The organism is Mesorhizobium sp. B2-2-3 (assembly GCF_006442405.1).
Taxonomy (GTDB): domain Bacteria; phylum Pseudomonadota; class Alphaproteobacteria; order Rhizobiales; family Rhizobiaceae; genus Mesorhizobium.
Genome location: NZ_VFWC01000001.1, coordinates 586,463 through 610,689 on the forward strand (window position 1 = coordinate 586,463; position 24,227 = coordinate 610,689).

Sequence of the window (24,227 nt, forward strand, 5' to 3'; positions counted from 1 at the left end):
CTGAGGCCGGCATGCTTGCGCTTGTACTTTCCCGCATAGCGATCATGGTTCCGAACGTTATCGTTCTGACGTTTCTGCTGTTCACGTCGGTGACGTCCTTTCTGGGGACGCCGGCGGCGATCATGCTGGGCGAGAACGCATCCCCCCAATCGATCGCCGAACTCAACGCGAAGCTAGGCTTCGACCAGCCCATTCTGTCGCGTTACTGGAACTGGATCAGCGCCGCATTGTCGGGCGACCTGGGCCGGTCTTATTCCACCCAACAGCCTGTCGCGCAAATGATCGCGGATGCCCTTCCTCTAACGCTTGAGCTGGCATCCTGGGCAATCCTCATCGCTTTCCTGGGCGCCACGCTGATCAATTCGGCGACGTTCATGAAAAAGCTGGTGGACCGGCTCACCGCCGCCGTCAGCATCGTCGGCATCACCGTACCGAATTTCTTTCTCGGACTGCTGCTGATCTACCTGTTTTCGGTTCAACTCCGCTGGCTACCGACGACCGGATGGTCGCCGTGGTCACGGGGCGCCGGGCAGCATCTCATCCACATGATCCTGCCCGTCATCACGCTTACGACCTTTTATTTTAGCTCCTTCACGCTCGTCTACAAAGCCGAATACCAGTCGGTGAAAGGCAGCCTCTACATCCAGGCCGCGCGTTCGAAGGGGCTGTCCGAGGCGCGCATTTCCTACCGGCACATTCTGCCCAACAGCATATTGCCCTTGATCACCTATGCCGGTCTTTCGCTTGGACAACTGGTTGGCGGCGCGGTCGTCACCGAAACCGTCTTTTCGATGCCGGGCATGGGCCGGCTTCTGGTGGAAGCGATCTCGTCCCGGGATTTTCCTGTCATGCTGTCGGTTGGAATGGTGATCATCGTCGGCGTGATGATCCTCAACCTTGTGGCGGACGTGACCTACAGCCTCGTCAATCCGCTCGTGCGAACATCGGCTTAGCATCCAATGAGAAAACTTCCATTCCGATTGGTCCTTGGCCTGACGCTTCTGGTGATCATCACTTTGATCGCGGTGTTCGCGCCCTTGATCGCGCCCCTGCACCCGACCGCCACGACGGTAAACGTCCTCGGCCCGCCTTCGGCTGAAAACATCCTTGGCACGGATCAACTTGGCCGGGACGTGCTGTCGCGCGTCATCTACGGAACAAGGGTTTCACTGCAGGTGGGCGCTTCGGCGGCCATAGTGGCTGTGCTGATCGGCGCCCCCATTGGCCTGATCGCCGGATTTTTCCGTGGCTGGATCGATTTTGTCCTCGTCCAGATCATCGACATTTTCATCGCCTTGCCGGGGCTCGTTCTCGCATTGATCATCACCGCGATGCTCGGGCCATCGGTGGTCAACCTGGCGGTCACGCTGGGTGTCGTCACCGCGCCGACGGTCGCCCGGCTGGTTCGTGGTCAGGTCTTCGTCGTCCGGGAAATGGTCTTCGTGGAAGCTGCGCGCGCCACGGGCGCAAGCTCTTTCTGGATCATCCGCCATCATATCATGCCAAACACGATGCGCGTGGTGTGGGCGCAGTTCGCAATCAATGTGGCCTTCGCGATCTTCACCTCCGCAAGCCTCAGCTTCCTGGGGCTGGGCGTTCCTCCGCCGGCTCCGGACTGGGGCGGCATGGTACGCGACGGTTCGATGTTCCTGCCGATCCTGCCGCTGCTCAGCCTGGGGCCGGGCGCTGCCGTCGCCCTTACAGTTTTCACATTTTATCTTGTCGGGTCGAGCATGAACGAGGCCGCGTCCCGCAATGATCGCTGATTGGAACAGGGAAATGACGTCTAACCAGATCGAGCCGCCGCTGCCGGCATTCATAGAACAACGCCTGCAGGAGTTTGCCGGCCGGGAAGGTGCCCTGAAAGCGCGGCGATGGATGCGGCCGGCGGATGTTCTGATGCGTGTGGAGAACCTTCGCTGCTTCAAGGCTTCGCGCGTCAGTTTTGCCGACATGTTGTTGCGCAGGATCGTTCGCGAACGCTGGCAGATAAGGATGATCTCGGCGGAATGCGGCGATGACGGCGCGGCGAGATTCGTCTACCGGATCGACGCGGAAGGCCATTCCTTCTCCTATATTGCCCGAGCATATCCATGGGACGGAATCGAAAAAGTCGGACGCCGCTCCGATGGCGCGGACCGTGACATGTTCGGCGCGCTCTTCGTCAATCTTGCCAGCCAACAGCGTATCGAGCGGGAATTTGAAACATTCGACATCAAGGCTGAAGGCCAGATGCGTACGGATTCGGATGTGGTCGGCTGGACCCCGGCCAATCGCAGCAGCCGGCATTTCGACGCCGTAGTCGAAGCACTGTCCCGCGGCGAACAGCCCGCCCCCGAGCTCGGCATCGCCTATCTCATGCGGAACGGTGGCTTTCAAAGCAGCGGCCGGAATGGCACGGTTTCCTATCCGGGCATTCCCGAGGGGCATCCGCTGGCGCACCCGTTCTTTGCGGATATCTTCGCCATCTACCTGGTGCGGCTCGTCTCCATCGATCTCGTCAATGCCGTGGCGCGGCGGCGCAATCCGGACGCAGCGCAGCTCGACATTTCGATCGCGCGCGGGCTTGGAATAGGCAACTCCTCAGGCCAGGGCATGTGCGTTGCCCTCCAGCGCTGGCCGCATTGGGTCGCCACATGGGTGACCGTACGCGAGGCGGCTCTTGGCTACGCAAAAAGCCTGCCGGTCGATGCGGGAAGCATTTCAGTTGTCCGCGGCTCGATAGAGAGCACCATCCGCATCTATGCGCAGACCGACCCACAGACGCAGGACTACGTGGTGGCCAACGAAACCATCATCGAGAACCTGACACGCATATCGGCAAGCCTGCGCGAAGGACAGTTTCGGTGCTGGGGCGACGTTGCTGCGCACGTCGCAGAAGTCATGGATGGCGAGACCAGTGAGCAGTTCCACAGCGTACTTCTCGACGTGGTACCGGACTTTTGTGACGCCATCGCGCCCTATTTCCAGATCGGCGCAGCCCGCAAGCGGCAATTGCAGCCAGCAATGACGGTCGCTGAATTGCGCGAGATCCTGCGCAGGAACTACGTCTGGGCTCTCACCGCCGACCGCACGCTTGCCGAAACCCATCAGCACTTCTGGTACCATTCGATCGACAATGGCGAACAAAGGCGCGGCGAGCGGGTCATCGACCCGCACGAGCGTTTCGAATCCTTCATCGATCATATCGGATTGATCCAGAGGCTGGCGGCGGTGCTGGTCAGCCGTGGTGACAAGGAGCGCGCCGGCGACGTCGTCCTCGACCATCCGGACTTGCATTACGCCATTTCGCGGGTGCAATATCTGGATGGCCTGCTCTATGCGGAAATACGCGATCCGCTCGCGCATCGCGATTTCGTCCCCGCCGATCTCATACGGTTTTTCCTTGCGTCGCTGGGCATTCGCGGCTCGACGCCGCTCAGCATCCGCTATGTGCGGGGGACTTTCTTCCAAGACCAGCCGCTGCCTTCGGAATTCCTCGAGCCTGGCAGGCCGGGTTCCCGGGTTCGCAAGCATGAGAATGAGGTCGCCCTGTGAGCACGAGCATGTTTGTTGCCTATTCCGAACTGACTCGCGTCCTGCCGTGGTCGCTCAGGGCGCTGGGCTACGCGTTCGGAACCGCTGACCGGGGCGCTCATCTCGTTGCAACAGGTGCGGCGCTCGATCCGGCTATTCTGGATGAAATTCGCCAGGCGGGACCGCGGCCCTCCCATGGCTTCCGCTACCGGAAATCGAACGGGCTCACGATGCTGGACGCCGCCGGCGTTTCATTTCTGGAAACGGGACCTGCCGCGATCGATGCTCTCGCCGCGCATGCAGGCGGCGCCAAATGGGAAATGTGCCGGATATTGGCGGCGACCGAGCTGTCGCTTGTTCCGGCCACGCTGGTCGGTGCGATGGACTACAATCTCTCCTCTATCGGCATCATCGCCAGGGATGGAACCTTCGACTGGCTGTTGGCTGACCCCGACGCACGGGGTGTGCTTTATTCGGGCCGGGGCCGGGATGCCCTGGCGGCGCTCCTCGGTGAGGACACGGCGGTTCTGGAATCGATCGACGCCGCCGGGCTGACGCCGGGCTGCGCGCTTCTCATGGTCAGCGCCCGCAGGCCTGAACTGAAGGCGTCCGGGCACGTTGCCGTTCGGCCTCGGGAAAAGATCGCCATGGCGCACCAGAAGGGCATTCCCCTGTCGCGCGAGACGCTGGATGCGCTGTACGCGCTCGAAATGCTCACCTGGGCTCCAACTTCGGAGCGCTCTCGCTCGCAGGCGGGCTTCACTGTTGCACCGGCGCCAAACTCATGAGTGAACGGAAATCCGATCCAGTGGTCGAGGTAAAAGGCCTCAACGTCGCTTTCGGCAAGCATCAGGTGGTGCATGATGTCGATCTGGCCATCCATGCTGGCGAGACGCTGGCGCTTGTCGGCGAGTCGGGGTCCGGCAAGAGCGTCACCTCCATGACGATCATGGGACTGCTTTCCGGCAATACCCAAGTGACCGGTTCGGTCATCGTGGATGGCCAGCAAGTGGTGGGGGCGTCGACATCGACATTGCGGCGGGTGCGTGGCGGCATTGCCAGCATGATCTTCCAAGAACCGATGATGAGCCTGAACCCGGTTCTGCAGGTCAGCACCCAAATCAAGGAAATGCTGCGCCAGCATCGACCCTTAAGCGATGCCGAGGCGCGGGAGGAGGGCATCCGGCTTTTCGACCGCGTTCGCATTCCTGACGCGCGGCGGCGGTTCAATGACTATCCTCACATGTTCTCCGGGGGGATGCGGCAGCGGATCATGATCGCCATCGCATTGGCGTGCTCGCCGAAGCTGCTTATCGCCGACGAGCCGACAACAGCGCTCGACGTGACGATACAGGCGCAAATCCTCGATCTCCTGAACGAGGTCCAGCGCGATACCGGCACTGCGATCCTGTTCATCACGCATGACATGGGCGTAGTGGCCAACATCGCCGACCGCGTCATGGTCATGCACAAGGGACGCGTGGTGGAGACGGGAGCAGTAAAGGACGTTTTCGAGCGTCCGCGCGAGGACTATACGAGGATGCTGATCGACGCGGTCCCCCGCCTGGGGCAAGGCGTCGCCCGCTCCTACCGCGCGCCCGCCAAGGATGCTGTGCCGAAGCCGGTTTTGAGCGTGCGCAAGCTGGTGACCCGGTTCGACGTGCGTGGCGGGGCGATGCGTCGCAAGGTGGGGCGTCTCCATGCCGTCGAGGGTCTGAGCTTCGACATCATGCCTGGAGAAACGCTGTCGCTGGTTGGCGAATCCGGCTGCGGCAAGTCGACGACCGGACGCAGCATCCTGTTTCTCAATCCTCCGGATTCCGGCGAGGTGGTCTTCGACGGACGCACGGTGCGGCGCGACAACAGGTCCGATCTTTCGGATCTCCGGCGCAATGTGCAGATGATCTTCCAGGATCCTTTCAGTTCCCTGGACCCGAAGCAAAACGTCGGTGCGATCCTGGCGGAGCCCCTGCTATGCCATGGGTTGGCGACCAGGGCCAAGGCCCTGGACAAGGCGAAACATCTTCTGGAGCGTGTCGGCCTCGAACCGTCGATGATCACCCGTCTTCCGCACGAGTTTTCCGGCGGACAGCGTCAGCGAATCTGCATTGCGCGGACCCTGATGCTCGACCCGAAGGTCATTATAGCCGACGAGGCCGTCTCGGCGCTCGACGTTTCGGTAAAGGCGCAGGTGATCGACCTGCTGCTTGAGTTGCAGGAGGACCTGCGGTTGTCCTACCTCTTCATCAGTCACGACATGGCCATTGTCGAACGTGTCAGCCACCGCGTGGCGGTCATGTATCTTGGCGAGATCGTGGAGATCGGGCCCAGCCGCGAGGTGATAGGGAATCCGAAACATCCCTATACCCAGAAGCTGATGGCAGCGGTGCCGAACCCGGAGCCGGCCGCGGACAGGCACCGCTTGATCGGCAAGCCAGTGACGGAATTGCCGTCTCCCGTGCGGCCGCTCGATTTCATTCCGCCGAACCGGCAGCCTCGCGCGGTCGGACCCGACCACTTCGTGATCGAGTGACAAGCTTTAACGAGGGCGCTTCAGATGGACGCCCTTGAACGAATCCGGGCAAGGCGCTTCCCGATACCTATGGAGAATTCGATGAACACACATGCTGATCAGTTCCGAATTGGAGAGAAGGCGGCGTCCTTTTTACGCCAGGAGAAAAAACTCCTTATCGATGGAAAATGGGTGCCGGCTCAGTCCGGGAAGATTTTCGACACATATGATCCGGGCACGGGACGCATAATTGCACAGGTTCCGGAGGGCGACGCCGCCGATATCGACAATGCCGTCAAAGCTGCGCGGCAGGCCTTTGAAGAAGGCCCATGGAGCCGCATCACGCCCAGCGAACGTGGACGTCTCATCTGGAAACTGGCGGATCTGCTGGAACAGAACGCCGATGAACTGGCCGAACTGGAGGTTCTCAACAATGGCAAGCCGCTTGCCAATGCCCGGAATTCCGACGTCACGCTCAGCGTGGATATGTTCCGCTACATGGCGGGCTGGGCGACCAAGATCACAGGCGAAACCATTTCGATCTCTGCGCCGGACAAGTACCATGCCTTCACGGTGCGCGAGCCGGTCGGCGTCGTCGGGCAGATCATTCCGTGGAATGCGCCACTGCTCATGCTGGCCTGGAAGGTAGCTCCGGCGCTGGCCACCGGCTGCACGATCGTGCTCAAGCCGGCGGAGCAGACGCCGCTGACGGCGCTGCGCTTCGGTGAACTGGTCCAGGAGGCCGGCATTCCCGCCGGCGTGATCAATATCGTGACCGGTTTTGGACCTACGGCGGGCGCAGCGATAGCCTCGCACCCCCAGATCGACAAGGTTGCCTTTACGGGTTCCAGCGAGATCGGCCGCGTCATCGTCAAGGCTGCCGCGGGCAATTTGAAGAAAGTGTCGCTCGAATTGGGAGGGAAGTCGCCCGTCATCGTCTTTCCCGATGCTGACATGTCGGTTGCCATTCCCGGTGTCACGCAGGGCATTTTTGCCAATAGCGGCCAGGTCTGCACCGCAGGATCGCGGCTGTTCGCCCACAAGAAGGTGTTCGACCAGATCGTGGATGGGATCGGCCAGCGGGCGGGGAACATCCGCGTTGGTCATGGCCTCAGCGAAGGCGTCCAGATGGGGCCGGTCATTTCCCCGGTCCAGTGCGACCGCGTCATGAGCTATATCGAGCAGGGCAGGAGCGCCGGTGCAACGGTGGCGTTTGGCGGCACGCGGATAGGCAATGAAGGCAACTTCATTGCGCCGACGGTGCTGACCGATACCCGACCCGACATGGCGGTGGTGCAGGAAGAGATTTTCGGTCCTGTCCTGTGCGCCATGAGCTTCGATGACGACGACCTGGAACAGATCGCGCGGCAGGCGAATGACAGCATCTTCGGACTAGCTGGCAGCGTCTGGACGCGGGACCTAAGCGTCGCCCACAAGATGGTACGGCGAATTCGCGCGGGCCGGATCGGGGTCAACGTACACGGCTCGGTGGACGCGGCGATACCCACCGGCGGCTTCAAGCAATCCGGCTGGGGCAGGGAACGGGGACAGGAAGGGCTGAACCTTTATACGGAGACCAAGTCGGTCATCATGTCGCTTTGAAGGCCTGCCAAACCTTTCGCGAACAGCCGGCAAGGTCGATCCTATCCATGCCGGCCATATGGCGGCGGCATGACCCCCGGTAACGAATATGACTGTGGCGCGCCATCGACCAGGAAGGCTATGTAACGATCGAGTACCGGCAAGCAGCGAGGTTCTGTTGAGCGCTTTGGATCGCCCGCTGTCACGCGTCCTGCGCGACGTGACCAGCCTCATCAATTCCAGCGTCGACCTCGAGACAACGCTGCAGCACCTTGTCGATGCGGCATGCCAGCACGATGCCTGGTCGATGGCGGCGGTGATGAGCATCGATCAGGCGGATGGCAATGCTGTGGTCGTGACCCGGCATGATCCTAGCCAGTTGACGAAGTCCTATCGCAACCGCTGGACGCTGGCGACAAGTCCATCCCTCATCGCGTTGACCCGCAATGATCCGGTGATCATTCGCGATGCCCAGGAGAGCATCGAATTTCCGGGCTATCGGGAAGAGGCAATCCAGCGCGGTTATCGCACTGTCGTGGTTTTGCCTCTGGGCTGCCGGGACATGGAAGACCGCGCGATGGTCTTGTCGGTGCAGTCGCGCGACGTTGTCGATCTGTCAGCGGCCGATCTCGCATTCCTGCAGACGATCGTCCATCTGGGCGCCATAGCCGTGGACAAGGCCCACAGGCTAAGGGCGGAACATGCTGCCGCCGCGCAACTCCAAAACGCACTTGCCGCGCATTCCTCCCTGATGCACCAGGTCCTGTCGGACGGTTCCGTCGCATCCGCGGCTTCCATGGTCGAAACCTTCCTGCCGAACGCAATCGTCGTGGTGGATCTGACTGCCAACCTGGTCGTTGCCGGACGTTCGCCCAAGCCGGACCTCATCGACACCGACCGCTGGCGCGAGGAGATGGACGATTGCATGAGCCGCCAGTTTCTCCGTCTTGCTCGCGATATCTCGGACCAGGCCGGGCTTGAAATGCGCAAGCTGTACCTGAACTGCGGCGGCCATCACCTCAACCTGCCGGCGGCGGTGGAGCCGTTGGTCGTGGATGGCAAGACGGTAGGGGCGCTGATCGTGTTTTCGCTCGACGCCAATTTCGGCGACCTCGATCATCTTCTTCTTCAGAGCGCTCGGTTCGCGCTCAGCGTCCAGTTGATGCGCAGCCATTTACGGTTCCAGACGGAATCGCAGACTTCCAGCGAATTGTTCATGGAAATCGTTTCCGGCAACTGGCGCAACGTGGACGATTTGACGGCGCGGGCGCGCCGGCTCGGCATTGACGTAAACGCCACCGCCAGGCTGGTCGCGATCGGCCTCCCGGAAACTGTGCCGGAAAAGGGCAAGACCATACCCGAACTGCACCGCTCCATCATGCGGCTCGCCGGCCAATTGGCGCCGCAGGCGACCGCCGCCGCATTGGGCGAGATCATTCTGTGCCGCATTCCCGACGCGCCCCGCGACGCGGACACGGTGGTCAAGACGTTTGTGCGCAAGCTGATCGAGGAAACGCAGTGGCTGATCGGCACCAAGCCGATCATCGTGGCGGGTAAGACCTGTTCGAGCATTCACGACTATCCCCAGGCATGGCTTGAATGCGAGCGCATGATCCGTCTTGCCGTCCGCTTCAACCGTACCGGGTTGCTTGCGCCCCAGGACTTCGGTCCTTTTCCGCTGCTGCTTTCGGCGGCCGACAGCAAGGAAGTGAGGTCGTTCGTGGATATCGCCATTGGCGCGGTCGTGCGTCACGACGAGGCGCATGCAACGGACTATATCAGGACCCTGACCGTCTTTCTGGAGCACGGTTGCCGCAGCCAGGCCTGCGCGGACGCGATGGAATTGCATGTTACTACGCTTCGTTATCGCCTGAACCGTATCCAGGAACTGTTTGGCATCGAGATCGATTCACCCGAACGTCGGTTCGCGCTTGAACTGGCAATACGCCTCAACGAGACCATTGCCCGGGAGCAACCTGTCTGATGCGGTCTCTGCTTCGTGTCCTAGGAGTCTGACTGCCGCCTCTCCTGCGTAGAGCAGGAAGACCCTCTCTCACGTCCCTTTATCCTTCCACCCTCCTGGAGAGGCAGGACGCATGACGGACAAGAGGGAAAAAGAGCTGAGCACGATCGATCCAGTGGAACTGCGGCGAACGTTCGGCACCTTCGTCACGGGCATCACGGTGGTGACGACGCGGGACGAAGATGGTTCGCCGCGCGGCATGACTGCGAATTCCTTCACCTCAGTCTCCCTTGAGCCGCCGCTGCTGCTCGTCTGCATAGGAAAGAGCGCCAGCAGCTTTCCGGCATTCAACACGGCCGAAGGCTTCGCCGTCAACGTACTGCACGAGCGCCAGAAGGAGGTGGCGAGCCTCTTCGCCTCGAAGTCACTCTCCAAGTTCGAGACGATAGCCCATACTACCGTGCATACGGGCTCGCCGGTGCTCACCGACAGCCTTACCTGGTTCGACTGCACGGTGCATGACCGTATCGAGGCGGGAGACCATGTGATCCTGATCGGCCGGGTGCGTGCTTTCGGCACCAGCCCTGCCGCTCCGCTAGGGTTTTGCCGGGGGCGCTATGTCTGCGTGGAAGACCCGATGCCGCCTGGCTGGACGCCTTCCCATCGCATGATCATCGGCTACCTGGTCGAGCATGACGGCCGCATCCTGCTGCGCGACGATGGCGCCGGAGGCTGGGAACTGCCGACGGCAACGCACCGTAAGCCGGGCGACATGCTCAGCTTCGAAGGCGGCGGCGTGGTTGCGCCGCTCACCAGCGATGCGTTTCTCTATTCGGTCTTCGATGTGGCCGACCAGCAGCCCGGTTATGTCGTTTACCGTGGCGCGCTCGCGGGCCCGCCCGGCGAAATTCCGGATTTGTCGCCGTCGCTGAGGTTCTTTGCCCATGAAGAGCTGCCTTGGGACAGCATTCCGATCAGGCAGATACGCGCAACGCTGCGCCGTTACCTGCATGAGCGCGCGGACTCTCGCTTCGGGATCTACGTCGATTCCAGCGATGGCGGCCGGGTGGCGATGATAGACGGCGCCCCGCGTCCGTGGCGGTCGCTTAACGGCTTGGCCGGCGACCGAGAAACCGCGAAGGGATGAGATGATGGACCTGACGCTGAAAATGATCGAAGGATCGCGCCAGGATCTTTTGATTGCCGGGGAGCGCGTCGCGCCGCGGTCCGGCCGCTACATGCCGAGCTACGATCCGACGAACGCGGCGCCTTGGTATGAGGTTGCCGACGCCGGGGCGGATGATGTCGACGCCGCCGTGCAGGCAGCCAAAAGAGCGTTTCACGATCCGGCCTGGCGCAGGCTGACGCAGACGGATCGCGGCAAGCTGCTGCGCCGGTTGGCCGATCTCATCGCGGAACACGCCGATGAACTCGCGGCCATCGAGACGCGTGACAACGGCAAGCTTCTGAAAGAGATGCGTGTGCAACTGCGCGCGGCGCCGGACAGCTATCTCTATTTCGCCGGAATGGCCGACAAGCTGCATGGCGAGACCATACCGGTCAATAAGCTCGATATGCTGAACTTCACGCTGCGCGAGCCCATCGGCGTGGTGGGCATGATCTCGCCGTGGAATTCACCGCTGATGCTGCTGACCGGCACGCTCGCACCCTGCCTGGCAATTGGCAATACGGTCGTGGTCAAGCCATCAGAGCATACTTCCGCGTCCACCCTTGCCCTCGCCGAACTGATTGCAAAAGCGGGCTTCCCGGCTGGCGTTTTCAATGTCGTTACCGGCAAGGGCGCCACGGCGGGCGAAGCGCTGACCTTGCATCCCGATGTCGCCAAGATCGCCTTCACGGGCAGTACGGCAACCGGCCGCCGCATCGCCGCCAACGCTGCCAGCCGACTTGTTTCGTGTCAGATGGAACTGGGCGGCAAGTCGCCTCATGTCGTATTCGCCGATACCGACATCGAGCGCGCGGTGAACGGCGTGGTTGCCGGCGTGTTCGCCGCTGCCGGGCAGACCTGTATCGCAGGCTCGCGCTGTTTCGTCGAAAAATCCATCTATGCCGCATTCGTAGAAAAGCTGGCGGATCGTACCAGGCGCGTGCGTATCGGCCATCCGACCGATGAGGACACGGAAATCGGTCCGCTGGCGCTCGCTGCCCAACTCGACAAGGTCGAGCAGTATGTGGACTACGGCGTCGCCGATGGCGCGCGGCTGGTTGCCGGAGGCCACCGGCCGCGGCGGGACGACCTCCCCGGCGGCTGGTATTACGAGCCCACGGTTCTGGCGGATGCGCGCAACGACATGCGCTTCATGCGCGACGAAATTTTCGGGCCCGTCGTGGGCGTCGTGTCGTTCGACAATGAAAGCGAGCTGATTGGGCTTGCCAACGACACCCATTATGGGCTGGCGGCGGGTGTCTGGACCCGCGACATCGACCGGGCGCTGCGCTTTGCGCGCAACGTTGATGCCGGCACGGTCTGGGTCAATACGTATCGCTCTGCTGCTTACATGTCGCCCTCCGGCGGGTTCAAGGAGAGCGGTTACGGCAAGCGCGGGGGCTTCGAGGTTATGCGCGAGTTCTCCCGCCTGAAGAATGTCGTCATCGACTACTCCGGCGCCACGCAGGACCCGTTCGTAATCCGTTTGCGCTGACGCTCATCCGACGGTTCCCTAATATTCGAAAAGGTCATTGCCATGAAATTTTCCGTTTCCCTGAACATGGAGAGGTTCAGTCCCGACAAGGATATGCGCCAGGTGGCGGCTGAGACGCTGGAACTGGTCCGTATGGCCGATGCCGGCGGCTTCGAGACCGCCTGGTCGCCCGAGCATCACACGATTGAATTCACGATCGCGCCCGGCCCGTTCCAGTTGCTGGTCTGGTGGGGAGCTCATACCGAACAGATCCGGCTTGGCACCGCCACCATCGTCGCGCCGTACTGGACCCCGATCCGTCTCGCGGGAGAGGCCGCACTTTGCGATCACCTGACGGGAGGGCGGCTGGAATTCGGCATCGCCCGCGGCGCCTATCAGTATGAATTTGACCGTATGGCGGGAGGCATCCCGCAACAGGAAGGCGGCGCCTACATGCAGGAACTGCTGCCGGCAGTCCAGAAATTATGGGCAGGCGACTACGCCCACGAGGGTAAGTATTACCACTTCCCGCTGGCAACCTCGGTGCCGAAGCCCTTGCAGCAACCCAACCCGCCCATCTGGGTGGCGGCGCGTGACCCCGGCACATTCGATTGGGCGGTGCGCAATGGCCACAACATCCTCTCCACGCCGTTGTCGCGGCCGGTCGCGGAAATCGGCATTCTCGGCGACAAGTTCAAGAAGGCGGTCCAGGATCATCCCGAAGTGCCGAGGCCGCGGTTCATGATGCTGCGCCGCACTTGCGTGTATGAACGTCCCGAGGACTGGGAACTGCCGGTTCGCTACAGCTATCAATATGGGCGCAGCTTCGAGAACCTGTTCCAGAACATCGGCACGGTGAAGAACGGCTTTCCTGAAGCGGTTTCTTACGACACCGTTGGCAACAGCGGCGACTACGATCCGCGGTCGATCCGCGACAATCTCCTGTTCGGCACGCCGGACGAGGTGGTCGAAAAGCTGATGGTCTATGAAGCGGCGGGCGTAGACCAGTTCTGCCTCGGCCTCGCCTTCGACCTGCCGTTTGAAGTGCAGAAGAAATCGCTGGCGTTGTTCATCAAGGAAGTGATGCCCGTATTTGCGATGCGCGAGAAGGAAGCGGGCAGGGAAAAGTCGCGGGTGATCGCCTGATGGGAGCTGTCGCGCCATGATTGTCGAGGAACGCATCTACAAGATAAGGGCCGGCCGTCTCGCCAGATACATGCAACTTATCAGCGAGGAAGGCCTTGCCATCCAGCAGCCGATCTTGGGCAACCTGATCGGCTATTTCCGCACCGAGATCGGACCTCTCAACCATGTCGTGCATCTATGGGGCTATAGCGACCTGAACGACCGCGCCGAGCGGCGTCAGCGGCTGGCCGAAGATCCCGCGTGGCGGGCGTTTACGGTCAAGCTCACCGAGAATATCGAAACGATGGAAAACCGAATCCTGATCCCGACCGATTTTTCACCGCTGCGGTAGGTTCAAGACCTCGCATCCCGCTTGCCCGACCGCGAAAGAATCCAGGAGCCGGTCCGTGGTCATCACCCAGCCGTAGTTGCGTGCGAAAGCATCGAGCATGGCCTGCCGGCTGGGCGGATGGTTGGAAGAAACAGCATCCTCCACCACAATCGTGGGATAACCGAAATGCACGGCGTGACGGCAGCTATCTTCGACGCACATCTCCGCTACCGTGCCGACGAATACCAGACCGTCTACCGCAAGCAGCTTGAGCGTCTTGGCAAGATCCGTGGCATGAAAGGCGCTGAAATAGACCTTGTCCAGCACGATGTCGTCGTCCTGTGGCGCAAGCTCGTCGATCACCTCCGCGGCATCCCGCAGGCCCTCGACATCGCCGTAGGATCGCATGAAGCCCGGCACGCACGCATGGGTCGGCGCATCGGTCAGCTTGATCCAGGTCAGCTTGCCGGCCAAGGCCTGATACAGGGGGTCGGCAACGTATCGCGTGAATACCACCGCCTTGCCGTTGCCGCGAAACGCCGCAATGAGTCTGCTGATCGAAGGTATGGTTTCGCGCGCGGATGCAACCTCCATCGGCGCATGCCTGCGCACGAAATCGTTCTGCATGTCCACGACCATGAGGGCAGGGTTTTTAAGCGAAGCCAGCACGCCGTTCCTCCATACAGGCGTCCCGGATTATACCTATCCGGGTAGCGGAGAGCCTATATCATCGAACCCGCGAGCCGTATGCTTTCCTTCGTAGCATTGGGCTAGGCGGGTATCCTGCCGAACGGGGGAAGACGGCGGGTGCAGTTCTATCTTCATTAATCGGGATCGTGGCTCTGGAATGTGCTGACTATCGTCCGCCAGGCCAGGAGTGGAGGACAGGTGTGACGGATCGCATAACGGTCGAGGGCGTGTACAAGATTTTCGGCAGATCGCCGGAATCGGCTTTGGCCATGCTGAAGTCTGGCGAGACAAAGGAAGCTGTGCTCCAGAAGACCGGGCAGGTCGTCGGCTTGAGCGACGTGTCGCTGTCCGTTCCCGTCGGTTCGATTTACATGATCATGGGCTTGTCCGGCTCCGGTAAGTCGACGCTTGCGCGATGCATCAATCGCCTCATCGAGCCGAATGCAGGGCGCATCCTTATCGATGGCGAGGAGATCACCGGCGCCAGCGAAGCGCGGCTGCGCGAAATCCGCCGGACGCGTATCTCCATGGTGTTCCAGCACTTCGGCCTGTTGCCGAACAGAACGGTGTTGGAGAATGCCGAGTTCGGCCTGAAACTGCGCGGTGTGCCAGCCGCCGCGCGCAGGAAGAAGGTGATGGAGGTGCTGGAGGTCGTCGGGCTGGCTTCGTGGGCAAATCATCTTCCCGGTACGCTGAGCGGCGGCATGCGTCAGCGCGTCGGATTGGCCCGCGCACTCGCCACGGATGCCGATGTCCTGATCATGGACGAGGCTTTCAGCGCGCTGGACCCACTCATCCGCAGCGAAATGCAGGACGAACTGCTGCGCCTGCACAGGACTTTCCACAAGACCATCCTGTTCATCACGCATGATTTCCAGGAGGCGCTGAAGCTCGGAAGCCGGGTCGCCATCATGGCGGATGGAATGGTGATGCGCGAAGGCGTTCCGCAGGACATCGTGACCAAGCCCGGCAATGACTACGTCGCCGCCTTCACCCGCGACGTCAACCGGGCCCATCTGTTCGATGCGAGTTCCGTGATGGTGGAAAGCAGCCCGCTCCGGCTAGACGGACGTGCGTCTGGCGGCCGCGATGCCGAGGGCGAACCGGTGTTCATCGTCGACGATTCGATGCAGGTCGTGGGTGTCGTCGGACCACGCCAGTTGCCACGCCTCGCCGATGGTTCGGCGATCCAATCATTGATGAGCAAGGACTATGAGACGGTATGCGGCACGGAAAAGCTGTCGGTGGTGGCCAGCCTGTGCCATCGAGACCGGCCGATAGCCGTTGTTGACGAGGGCGGCCGATATTTGGGGCGTGTCGATCCACTCCAGATCCTGTCCCGCATTGGCGCTCCGGCGGCGGCTTCCTCGCAATCCCGGGGAGCGGAGGCCTGATCATGCTGGATGTCGATAATCTCTATGTCATCCCGCTGGACCAATGGATCCAGGTCGGCGTCCGCTGGCTGGCAATGCATTTCCGGCCGCTTTTCCAGACCATCAAGTGGCCCGTCGAGACCCTTCTGACCGCGATCGACCATGGACTCCATGCCATTCCGTTTCCGATCCTGATCGGGATCTTTGCCCTCATCGCATGGCGCTCCGCATCGCGTGGCGTGGCTATATTCACGCTGCTTTCGCTGACCCTGATTGCCTTCATGGGCCTGTGGGCGGAAGCGATCACCACCCTGTCGCTCATCGCCACGGCAATCGTGGTGTGCGTCATCCTTGGCATTCCAATCGGAATCCTGTGCGCGCGCCACGATCGCGCCTGGACCATCGTGCGGCCGGTGCTCGATGTCATGCAGACGACGCCCAGCTTCGTCTACCTGGTCCCGGTGGTCATGCTGTTCGGCGTCGGAACGGTGCCTGGGGCAGTCGCGGTCATCGTGGCGGCGATATCGCCGCTGATCCGCTTCACCAATCTCGGGATTCGTCTTGTCGACAAGGAGATGGTCGAGGCGGGGCGGGCCTTCGGTGCCACCGATCGCCAACTTCTCTGGGAAGTCCAACTTCCATTGGCCTTGCCAACCATTCTGGGCGGCCTCAACCAGACAGTACTGATGGCTATGGTCATGTCGGTGATCGTATCCATGATCGGGGCCGAAGGGCTCGGACTTGTGGTCCTGCAGGGGCTGGGACGTCTCGATGTCGGCATGGCTGCCGTCGGCGGCATCGCCATCGTCCTGCTAGCCATGATCCTCGATCGCATCACGCAGGGCCTGGCCAACCAGGACAAGGCCGGACCAACCCGGGGCATCCGGGCCGCCCTGGCTCAGTTGCTGCGTCCCAGAAATGAGGAAGCGGGGAGTTTCGAAACGAACCACCAGCAGGTTTGAACACCGTCTCGATCAGGCGGAACGACGCAACAAATATCACAACAAGGGGAGAATACATGTCGGCGAATTATCGATACCGCAAAGGGCTGAGACTGGCCTGCGCCATGGCTGTTGCAGCAACCATGATGGGTGGGCAGAGTTTTGCGCAGGATAAGCCTGGCGAAGGCAAGACCATTCGTTTCACGTCCTCCGACAGCCTGGGCGCCAACTATATTCAGGACCAGGTCCTGATAGCGGGCCTCGAGAAACTCGGTTACGACGTAAAGTTGTCGACCATGAACATGTCGGCGATCCTGCAGGCCATTTCGCAGGACGACCTCGACATGACCGGCGACATCAACTGGCCGCAGGCCGAGCCCGCCATCGCACAGATCTCGGATACGGTCGAACTGATCAATGAAGGCACGATCGCGGGCGGCGGCATCAACGGCTACATGATCGACAAGAAGACAGCCGAAGCCAACAACATCACCAATGTCTCGCAACTAAAGGACCCGAAGATCGCCGCCTTGTTCGACACCGACGGTGACGGAAAAGCCAATCTGGTGAATTGCGATCCCGCTTGGAAGTGCGGTGACGTCGTCGATTTCCAGGTCAAGGAGTTCGGCTTGAGCGATACGGTGCGCTCCATCCGCGCCAAATACGAGCCGCTGATCGGCGAGGTCTTTGCACGGGCCGACCGAGGAGAGCCGATCCTTCTTTACACCTGGAGCCCATCCTGGATCGTCTATCGGCTGAAGCCCGGCAAGGACGTGGTGTGGCTGCCGATCCCGTATGACGCTCTTCCCGAGGGCGTATCGAAACCGAAGACGCACGAGGTCAAGGACGTGGTTGGCTGTGCGGGGGGGCAGAACCCATGCCGCATGGCGGTTGGCCCATGGAACTGGCGCACGCTCGCCAACAAGAAGTTCCTGGCTGACAATCCGGCGGCCAAGAAATTCATCGAACAAGCGAAATGGTCGCTGGACATCTGGAGCCAGTGGGAAGGCGATCTGGGGGCCGGCAACAAGACCGACGCCGAGATCAAGAAGATCGCCAACGACTGGATTGCCGCAAATCAGTCGGAGTTCGATGGCTGGGTAAAGAATGCGGCTGCCGCCGGGAAATAATCCGGGCAGGCCTCTATCGTGGCCTGTTATCACAATGGTGGCGGACCCTGTCCGCCACCATTGTCGATTGAGGAGACCGATTGCCGGCCAAGCGTTTTCGCTTCATGGCGACGTTTCCTTATGGGGAGCGGCTACACAGGCTCATGCAAAGGGCAGGCGATCGTTTGGGCATGCGGCCTCAGAGACGATTATCTCGGGATAAATAGCTGCCGCCGCGCCTGATCGAGCGCGGGCCGCTTGGTATAGTGAGAAAAACTGAGTGAAGCCTTATTTCACGCGCAGCTATTACTCTAGGTCGCGCGTGAAGGTTCCGTTCTCCTTGAGCCCCCCGCTGTCGTGGAACTTGACATCCAGACGCCAATGCGAACGGCGGCGGCATGTCGCTACAAGCGCGAAACCGTCGCCAGGGGCGAAACTTGTCTGCACCTCGCAACAATACGGCCCCTGCTCAGGATCGGGATCGGGAAAGCAAAAAGTCTCGTTGGCCTGGAAATTGTCGGCAGTTCCGTTCGCAAACGGATATGGCGCGTACAGCGCCGAACTGTGGATACAATGCAGGATGCTCTGCTTGCCGGTTTTGCTGTTTGTTACACGAGCGGTGACCAGGCTGCTCACGTGCTCGTCACCCGACAGGAATACCAGTCCCTTTATTTCCTTGTTGCACACGAACCTGAGCAGTTTATGTAAGGAAAACGGGTATCCATCCCACGCGTCCGAACGCAAGGCACAAGTGGGGGCCTCGGCCACCTCCCGCCGCCGCGGCAGCACTGCCGAGGATGTGAGAACAAATTTGGGCATTTCGGTGTGTTCAGGCTTGGTAAGCCATTCACAAAGTTTGGCGAATTGCGTTGAACCCATGATCCGCGCTTCGCACCAGTTCGAAACCGTCCGTCCTTGACGTTCGGTGCGCGTGTCGCAAAGGAAGAATGGCATACCGTTGTGGGTTAAATCGTCTCGCCAGATGTGTGCCGGCAGACGCTTTTCCAGCACCTCGGTCTTGCCACGTTCGTACCTGAAGTAAGCCAGCTTCCCAGGCTTTATGACGATATCATTCTTGCGCATCGCCGGGTCGGGGTCTTTTGCCCAATTGTCGCGAATCTCATGATCGTCCAGCATCATTTCAACCGCCATGTCCAAGCGCTGCATCACCGCCTTCACACCGCGGCTCTGGCCCCGGCGTTCGTAGGGTATTCGGAATCGGTCGTTGACTACCTTAGGGTCGAAAAGCCCTGCCGTAGCGTCGATATATACCTGATCGCCGGCCAGCAGCAGCAACGTTGGGGCGCCGGGTTTGCCCAGTAGATCGCCGAGCGCGAGCAGAGACGCATCCGCGGGCCCTCGTGTCGCATGCTGACCGTCGGGCATGTGGTCGAGGAAATCACTGGGGTATTGGCAACTTGCGAGAGCGAATGAAAGGTTCGATACCGCGCGGGCATCGCTCTTGTGCCGATGGCTTCTGTGCGACCTTCCAGGCCTGCCGACGATCAGGCCACCTCGCAAATCATCCAATGTGTCAGTCTCGAGCGCATACCGAATAGCCTCGGCGGCCCTCTTCACCGCGTTCTTGGCATGCGAACCTGTGTCGAGGATTTCAGGTGGTGATCCCGCCGCGTCGGGCAGTTTCGGTAACCGAGCCAAGCCGCCAATACCCTGCGCCTGAACGTACAGCAGCAAGACCAATACCTGCTGCGCTTCAGGCCACTCATGGAGCGGAACTTCAAATACGTAAGGAGATGCGGGTTGCTTAATATAGTAATGCGGAAGACTATTATAGAGGCTATCGTCCCTCTGTCCTTTCTCGTCGCCGCGGCTCGTAACCGGCGGACCGATCATGTGCAGGCGGTCGCCCTTTGCGTAGACGGGAACAATGAAAGCTGCATGAGGCAAGCCCCGCCCTCCGCTATCGGCCGCTTGCACCAGGATCTTGCCCGCCTCGACCTCTACGCGCACTCCGAAGGCGGGCGCCCTGGCTTCAGAGGGGAGAGAATGCGTCATGGCTTGTCCTCCAAGGGGCCCGGCATATCGGAGATATCCGGCATTCCGAGGTATTTCGCTATAACGCCGCAGATCGACGAGGCGTCTTTGCCGATCAGGCAATCCTGATGACCGTGGCCGGCAATGCACCAGGTCAGGTAGGACGGTTGGCCGAGCGCCAGGAACTGGCCGCTTTTGTCAATAAGATCCCTGATTTCTTCCTCCGATTGCACCGCCTCGACCGCATGCAGAGATGAGTTCAAATGCGGCACGCCGGCCCCTTTGAGCATATTTCGCATCAGTCTTAGCGTTGAGGGGGCGACCAAACCGTTTTCCGCTCCATGGATCGACATCATCGGGAACTTCAGTCGATCCCTCACCCGGTCCGGCAGCACATAGCGATTTATGCCGGCGCGATCGGTCACGGTGTTGAAGCCAGCAAAATGTATGACCTGCGAGACTGTCTCGACGCTGAGCGGGCCGAAGAAATCGTCGATGTGGTCGAGTACGAGGTCAGAGAGATTGTTGAGCGAGAAGGTGCGTGCATAGAGCGCGTCCATCCGATGTCTTGTGCCGACCCAAGGCGTCGCTTTGCCTGGGGGCCAGAGGGGATTCTCGCGCCGATACTCGTCGGACGGCAGCCACATTGCCGAGAGCGCTCTGTCGAGCAATTGACCGGCGAGCGAGATATCGCCATGCGGACTAAACACATAGTCTTCAAGTTGAAGAAAATAACGTACATATCGCATCACATATGCGGCGAGCACATTTGCCGAACTCAACAGCATTGCCGGGCCGACTTGCGAAAACACCACGCGCCCGATCTTATTGTGCAAATTCCTTCGATCATGCTCGCCAAGCACTGCCATGCTGAACATTGCCGCGCCCATGCAATGGCAGACGACATCGAGCCTTTCCTGCCCTGTCGCAGCCAGCACGTGTTGGACGGCGATCGGAATGTCATTCTCCGCCATCTCCTCAAAAGACCAACCGCCTGTGGCGGTAGTCAGGCCTGAACTCGATCGCATATCGAGCACCCAGACATCGCGCCCAGCATCACACAGCGATTGAGCGAGGTTGCCGGGTACGGCAGCATGAGCAAATGTGGTGCCGCTCGCACTGTAACCATGGATGAGCAAGACGGGGCGTTTCGGGACGCCCTTCTCGATCACCTTTGCGGAACTGCCGTCATAGCGGGCCAGGCGAATGCGGATCGGCGGGCTGAGCTGACCTTTCAAGGTCAACCAGTCGATTTGGGGCGCAGGTAAGCCCGGCACCGCCCCGGGCAACCGTTGTGGTTCACGCGCAGATGGCGGGTCGGGGCGGCGAAAACTCAGTGCATGTATCTGAAGCACGACGCGAAAACCGTAGAGTATGAAAGAGGCCAGATCTGCCAGTGCCGCGACACGGTCTTGCTGCCCCACTATCCGCAGCAGAGGCACCGATTGCCGCGCCAGGTATCGTTTGTTTAGCTCTAGCGACGGTAGCTTCTTGCCAATGACGGTCTTGCTCATCTGCGGGAAAACTTCGACCGACATCTCCATCAATTGCTGCCAAGGGCTGGCGCCGCGCGCATAGGTGAGCCGCTTCACCGCTCTGATTTTCTTCTGCGTGAACAGAGAGCTGTCGAACCTCGCGCCCGTGCCGAGATCTTCCGGCTCGACAACCTTGTCGATGTGCAAATCGTATTCGATCAGGCGGACCCCGCCCGCACGCGAGCACAGGTGCAGAATGTCGAGCAGTCTGAGATGGGATGCCCCTCCGCTAGGCGGCGTGAGACGCAACCATTCCTGGCCCTGGCGGACCAAGCGGTAAGCAAAGTCGCGCATCCCGCGGTTGAGCGCCCACGCAAGGATAGCGCGCAGCATTCGGGGCACGGGGCGCGATTCTTCCAGATCGAACAGGTGGAGCGATCCCGAGATCTCCGCCTCGAGCGCAACATGGCTTTCATAGGCCTGATCTGCAATGGGGTCGAACTCCTTTCCTGCACGCAGAATGCGCAGCCGACCATGGGCAATCGGCAAACACCGTCCACGGGGCGTTTGCAGCGCGTAGAGATCGGTGAGCACCACCGGCTTGGTGGTTAGCGTCAGTTCGACCATGTGTGGTTTCACACCGCTGCCGCGCATCGCCAGAGGGACCTTGCCGCGCACCTGTTCGGTCAGTTCGATGCTGGTAGGCGTAGGCGCAGGGTTCGTCCGCGGCGTGGAATATATCGGCCGCGTTTCGCCACGAGAGTTCCCAGGCAAGGGGGCGTTGATCAAACGGCCGCCACTGAGTTGCCATTCCTCCTTGAGCTCGGTGATCGCTCGCAATGCCAGAACGGCTATGGTCAAGGCGGGATTGATGCCGAGGGAGGTGGGCACGACCGAGCCATCGAGCACGATCAACCCTTCGTGAGTGCGTCTGAGGCCGACCGCGGCGGCATCGAACACGCGGCCGCAATGATCGGTCACGCCTTGGCGAACGTCGTCACCCATGGCGCAGCCCCCAAGGGGATGCACCGTCAGCAGCGGCCCGCGTTGGCGACCGAACACGGCTTCGAGCCTGTCGGACAAAGGTCGCCACAACAGGTTGTTCACCAGCCGTCCGCCCAATCCAGACTCTCGAAGCAACTTGCCAAGGCGCGCATGATGGTTCTCCAGCCGGGGGTCCAGTCGCAACTCCGGCCAGCGCACCGTGAGCATCCCGTCGGCGAGCATTTTTTCAGCATCCTTTTGCACCCCGTCGGCGCGCAATTTTTCGGCATCCTTTTGCATCCCGTCGGCGCGCATTTTTTCAGGATCCTTTTGCATCCCGTCGGCGCGCATTTTTTCAGGATCGCCTTGCATCTCATCGGCGCTGTTTTGCATCGAGGGCCCTAGCGCAAGTGCTCCCTCCGCGTCGTCGCGGCCGATCATGGCCAGCACCAGGGAGTTGGTGATGGCGGCAGGATTGACGGCTGCGTCGTCTACTCGTGAAGGATCCGGCTCATGCTTCGCCCAGTCGCCATCGGCGACGCGATTGAGCACATCGAATGTGGTGGCGCTTTCCTCAAACAGGCGGCGCAGCGGTCCCGGTACGGCAAGATCCTGGATCACCAGGTCAGTAGCCGCGTTGCCGTCGCGCAGATCGATCATTGCGGTTATTGTCGGGCCGACCGCGCGACCGCAATCCTCGCTTTTGGTGTTTGGGGCCGGATCCTCGGTTTCATCAGCGACGCCATTCACCCTTGCCGCCAAATCATGGGCAACGACGAGCATGTCACCATTGGCGGAGAACTTGCCTCCCAGCTGATCGGAGAACTTTATCCCGCGGATTTGCGAGCGCATCAAAATTTCCGTCGAGCCGAATGTGCCTGCTGCAAGGATCACGCGCCTCGCCAGCAGCGCGAACGGGTTCCGCTGGTTGTCGCGTAGATGGCCATCGGTGTGATTGACGTCCAACTGCCATCCTTCGCCCGCGCGCAAAACGCGCAAGACGGTGGCGCCAGTGACGATTCGTACTCCGCTTTGTCGAGCCAGCCGCAACAAATTCAGGTCGAGGGATTCTTTGGCATTGTAGTTGCAACCAGTGGCGCAGTCGCCGCAACGGCGACATTTGCTCATCGCGACCCCGGCGTGGTTGGTGTGGCAATCGGAAGCGACGGTTATGTGAGCGGGCCGTGCTTTGCCACCAGCCAAATTTCTAATTGCTTCGGACTTGGCCAGGAAAGGCTTGGTGACACGTATCGGCTTGGCTCCCAGCCAATCGCGCAGCCGTTTACCCGTCTCCTCGAGATTCGTATCTCTGCGGATTTTGGTGGGCCAGCGTGCTTCCCGGAAAATCTCCAGCAGCGGCATCTCCATCACGCCGGCGTTGATTAATGAGCCTCCACCCAAGCCACACGCGACGAGAGCTACCGCGTCGTCGCTGCAGCGCAAGTCGTAAAGACCATCGAACACGCCGCGTTGGCGTTTCGCAAAGGGGGTGGCAAAGCGGATGTGGCCACCCAGATCGGCCAATCGCGAAGGGAACATTCCGGCCAAGTACTCCTTGCCGCGTTCGAGCACGCAGATTTTTAAAGATTGGCCTTGCACATCCTTGCAGCTACTCAGTTCGGCGGCAGCCACCGAGCCGCCATAGCCGCTGCCAACGATGACAACATCAAAGTCATATCCGCCCTTGACAGTTGCCCTTTCCGTATCGGCGATCTGCGGAAAATCGTGGACCAATGTCTCGAGTCGGTGCGAGAGCCAAGCCGTCGCACGTGGCGGCTCCGGCGCTGCCTTGATGTGTACAGGCAATGCGTCCTCCCTAATTTAGATATCAATCATATACGAAATTTGGTGTAACGTCAGGAAGTCACGCAATCTATCGGGGCGATATTCATTCCCTTTAGGAAGTGCGCGGTCGGCGGTGCCTTTCTCTGCCCTGAAACCATGGGCACGGCTGCGGGAAGGAACCCATGGAGGGTACTTGCGAGCTACT

17 protein-coding genes are annotated in these 24,227 nt (G+C 60.8%); 14 read left to right on the top strand and 3 right to left on the bottom strand.

Annotation, left to right across the window (positions count from 1 at the left end):
* Nucleotides 1-11: 11 nt before the first annotated feature.
* The 11 genes from FJ951_RS02700 to FJ951_RS02750 all read left to right on the top strand — a co-directional run bounded on the left by FJ951_RS02700 (nucleotide 12) and on the right by FJ951_RS02750 (nucleotide 13,691).
* Nucleotides 12-953 (top strand): ABC transporter permease, encoded by a 942-nt coding sequence (locus tag FJ951_RS02700; protein ID WP_140513435.1) that lies wholly within the window; start codon nucleotides 12-14, stop codon nucleotides 951-953.
* A gap of 72 nt (nucleotides 954-1,025) precedes the next feature.
* Nucleotides 1,026-1,766: an ABC transporter permease gene (locus tag FJ951_RS02705; protein ID WP_224619722.1), complete on the top strand. Its 741-nt coding sequence runs from the start codon at nucleotides 1,026-1,028 to the stop codon at nucleotides 1,764-1,766.
* A 13-nt stretch (nucleotides 1,767-1,779) separates the two neighbouring features.
* A complete protein-coding gene (locus FJ951_RS02710; RefSeq protein ID WP_140513437.1) occupies nucleotides 1,780-3,537 on the top strand; it encodes a hypothetical protein in 1,758 nt (585 codons plus the stop codon).
* A gap of 8 nt (nucleotides 3,538-3,545) precedes the next feature.
* Nucleotides 3,546-4,304 carry a hypothetical protein gene (locus FJ951_RS02715; protein ID WP_140513439.1) on the top strand — a complete coding sequence of 253 codons (759 nt, stop codon included), beginning with the start codon at nucleotides 3,546-3,548 and terminating at the stop codon, nucleotides 4,302-4,304.
* Complete coding sequence (locus FJ951_RS02720) at nucleotides 4,301-6,049, top strand: ABC transporter ATP-binding protein (RefSeq protein ID WP_140513441.1); 1,749 nt, start codon at nucleotides 4,301-4,303, stop codon at nucleotides 6,047-6,049. The genes FJ951_RS02715 and FJ951_RS02720 overlap by 4 nt, the downstream gene beginning before the upstream one ends.
* Before the next feature lie 24 nt (nucleotides 6,050-6,073).
* Nucleotides 6,074-7,630, top strand: coding sequence for an aldehyde dehydrogenase family protein (locus FJ951_RS02725; RefSeq protein WP_281405584.1), 1,557 nt, complete (start codon nucleotides 6,074-6,076; stop codon nucleotides 7,628-7,630).
* Nucleotides 7,631-7,718: 88 nt separating this feature from the next.
* Nucleotides 7,719-9,593, top strand: a complete 1,875-nt coding sequence (locus FJ951_RS02730; RefSeq protein WP_140498493.1) for a helix-turn-helix domain-containing protein — start codon at nucleotides 7,719-7,721, stop codon at nucleotides 9,591-9,593.
* Nucleotides 9,594-9,705: 112 nt separating this feature from the next.
* Complete coding sequence (locus tag FJ951_RS02735; RefSeq protein WP_140498492.1) at nucleotides 9,706-10,719, top strand: flavin reductase; 1,014 nt, start codon at nucleotides 9,706-9,708, stop codon at nucleotides 10,717-10,719.
* A 4-nt stretch (nucleotides 10,720-10,723) separates the two neighbouring features.
* The gene (locus FJ951_RS02740; protein ID WP_140513569.1) at nucleotides 10,724-12,235 is read left to right on the top strand and encodes an aldehyde dehydrogenase; all 1,512 of its coding nucleotides are present in this window, start codon (nucleotides 10,724-10,726) and stop codon (nucleotides 12,233-12,235) included.
* A gap of 42 nt (nucleotides 12,236-12,277) precedes the next feature.
* A complete protein-coding gene (locus tag FJ951_RS02745; RefSeq protein ID WP_140498491.1) occupies nucleotides 12,278-13,360 on the top strand; it encodes an LLM class flavin-dependent oxidoreductase in 1,083 nt (360 codons plus the stop codon).
* A 16-nt stretch (nucleotides 13,361-13,376) separates the two neighbouring features.
* Nucleotides 13,377-13,691, top strand: coding sequence for an NIPSNAP family protein (locus FJ951_RS02750; protein ID WP_140498490.1), 315 nt, complete (start codon nucleotides 13,377-13,379; stop codon nucleotides 13,689-13,691).
* Here the strand turns inward: FJ951_RS02750 and FJ951_RS02755 are convergent.
* Entirely contained in the window at nucleotides 13,677-14,339 is a 663-nt protein-coding gene (locus FJ951_RS02755; RefSeq protein WP_140498489.1) for a cysteine hydrolase, read from the bottom strand. The genes FJ951_RS02750 and FJ951_RS02755 overlap by 15 nt on opposite strands.
* A gap of 221 nt (nucleotides 14,340-14,560) precedes the next feature.
* Between FJ951_RS02755 and FJ951_RS02760 the strand changes: the two genes are divergently transcribed.
* Genes FJ951_RS02760 through proX form a run of 3 tightly spaced genes read left to right on the top strand, consistent with a single transcriptional unit; the run spans nucleotide 14,561 to nucleotide 17,804 of the window.
* A complete protein-coding gene (locus FJ951_RS02760) occupies nucleotides 14,561-15,754 on the top strand; it encodes a glycine betaine/L-proline ABC transporter ATP-binding protein (protein ID WP_140498488.1) in 1,194 nt (397 codons plus the stop codon).
* Nucleotides 15,755-15,756: 2 nt separating this feature from the next.
* On the top strand, nucleotides 15,757-16,695 hold the full coding sequence (locus tag FJ951_RS02765; RefSeq protein WP_140498487.1) for a proline/glycine betaine ABC transporter permease: 939 nt from the start codon (nucleotides 15,757-15,759) through the stop codon (nucleotides 16,693-16,695).
* Nucleotides 16,696-16,751: 56 nt separating this feature from the next.
* Nucleotides 16,752-17,804 carry a glycine betaine/L-proline ABC transporter substrate-binding protein ProX gene (proX, locus tag FJ951_RS02770; RefSeq protein WP_224519139.1) on the top strand — a complete coding sequence of 351 codons (1,053 nt, stop codon included), beginning with the start codon at nucleotides 16,752-16,754 and terminating at the stop codon, nucleotides 17,802-17,804.
* Nucleotides 17,805-18,089: 285 nt separating this feature from the next.
* On the opposite strand, the gene FJ951_RS02775 is transcribed toward proX, so the two are convergent.
* Nucleotides 18,090-19,799, bottom strand: a complete 1,710-nt coding sequence (locus FJ951_RS02775; RefSeq protein WP_140513443.1) for an alkaline phosphatase D family protein — start codon at nucleotides 19,797-19,799, stop codon at nucleotides 18,090-18,092.
* Complete coding sequence (locus FJ951_RS02780) at nucleotides 19,796-24,043, bottom strand: GMC oxidoreductase (RefSeq protein ID WP_140513445.1); 4,248 nt, start codon at nucleotides 24,041-24,043, stop codon at nucleotides 19,796-19,798. Before FJ951_RS02780 ends, FJ951_RS02775 begins: the two co-directional genes overlap by 4 nt.
* Nucleotides 24,044-24,227: the final 184 nt, after the last annotated feature.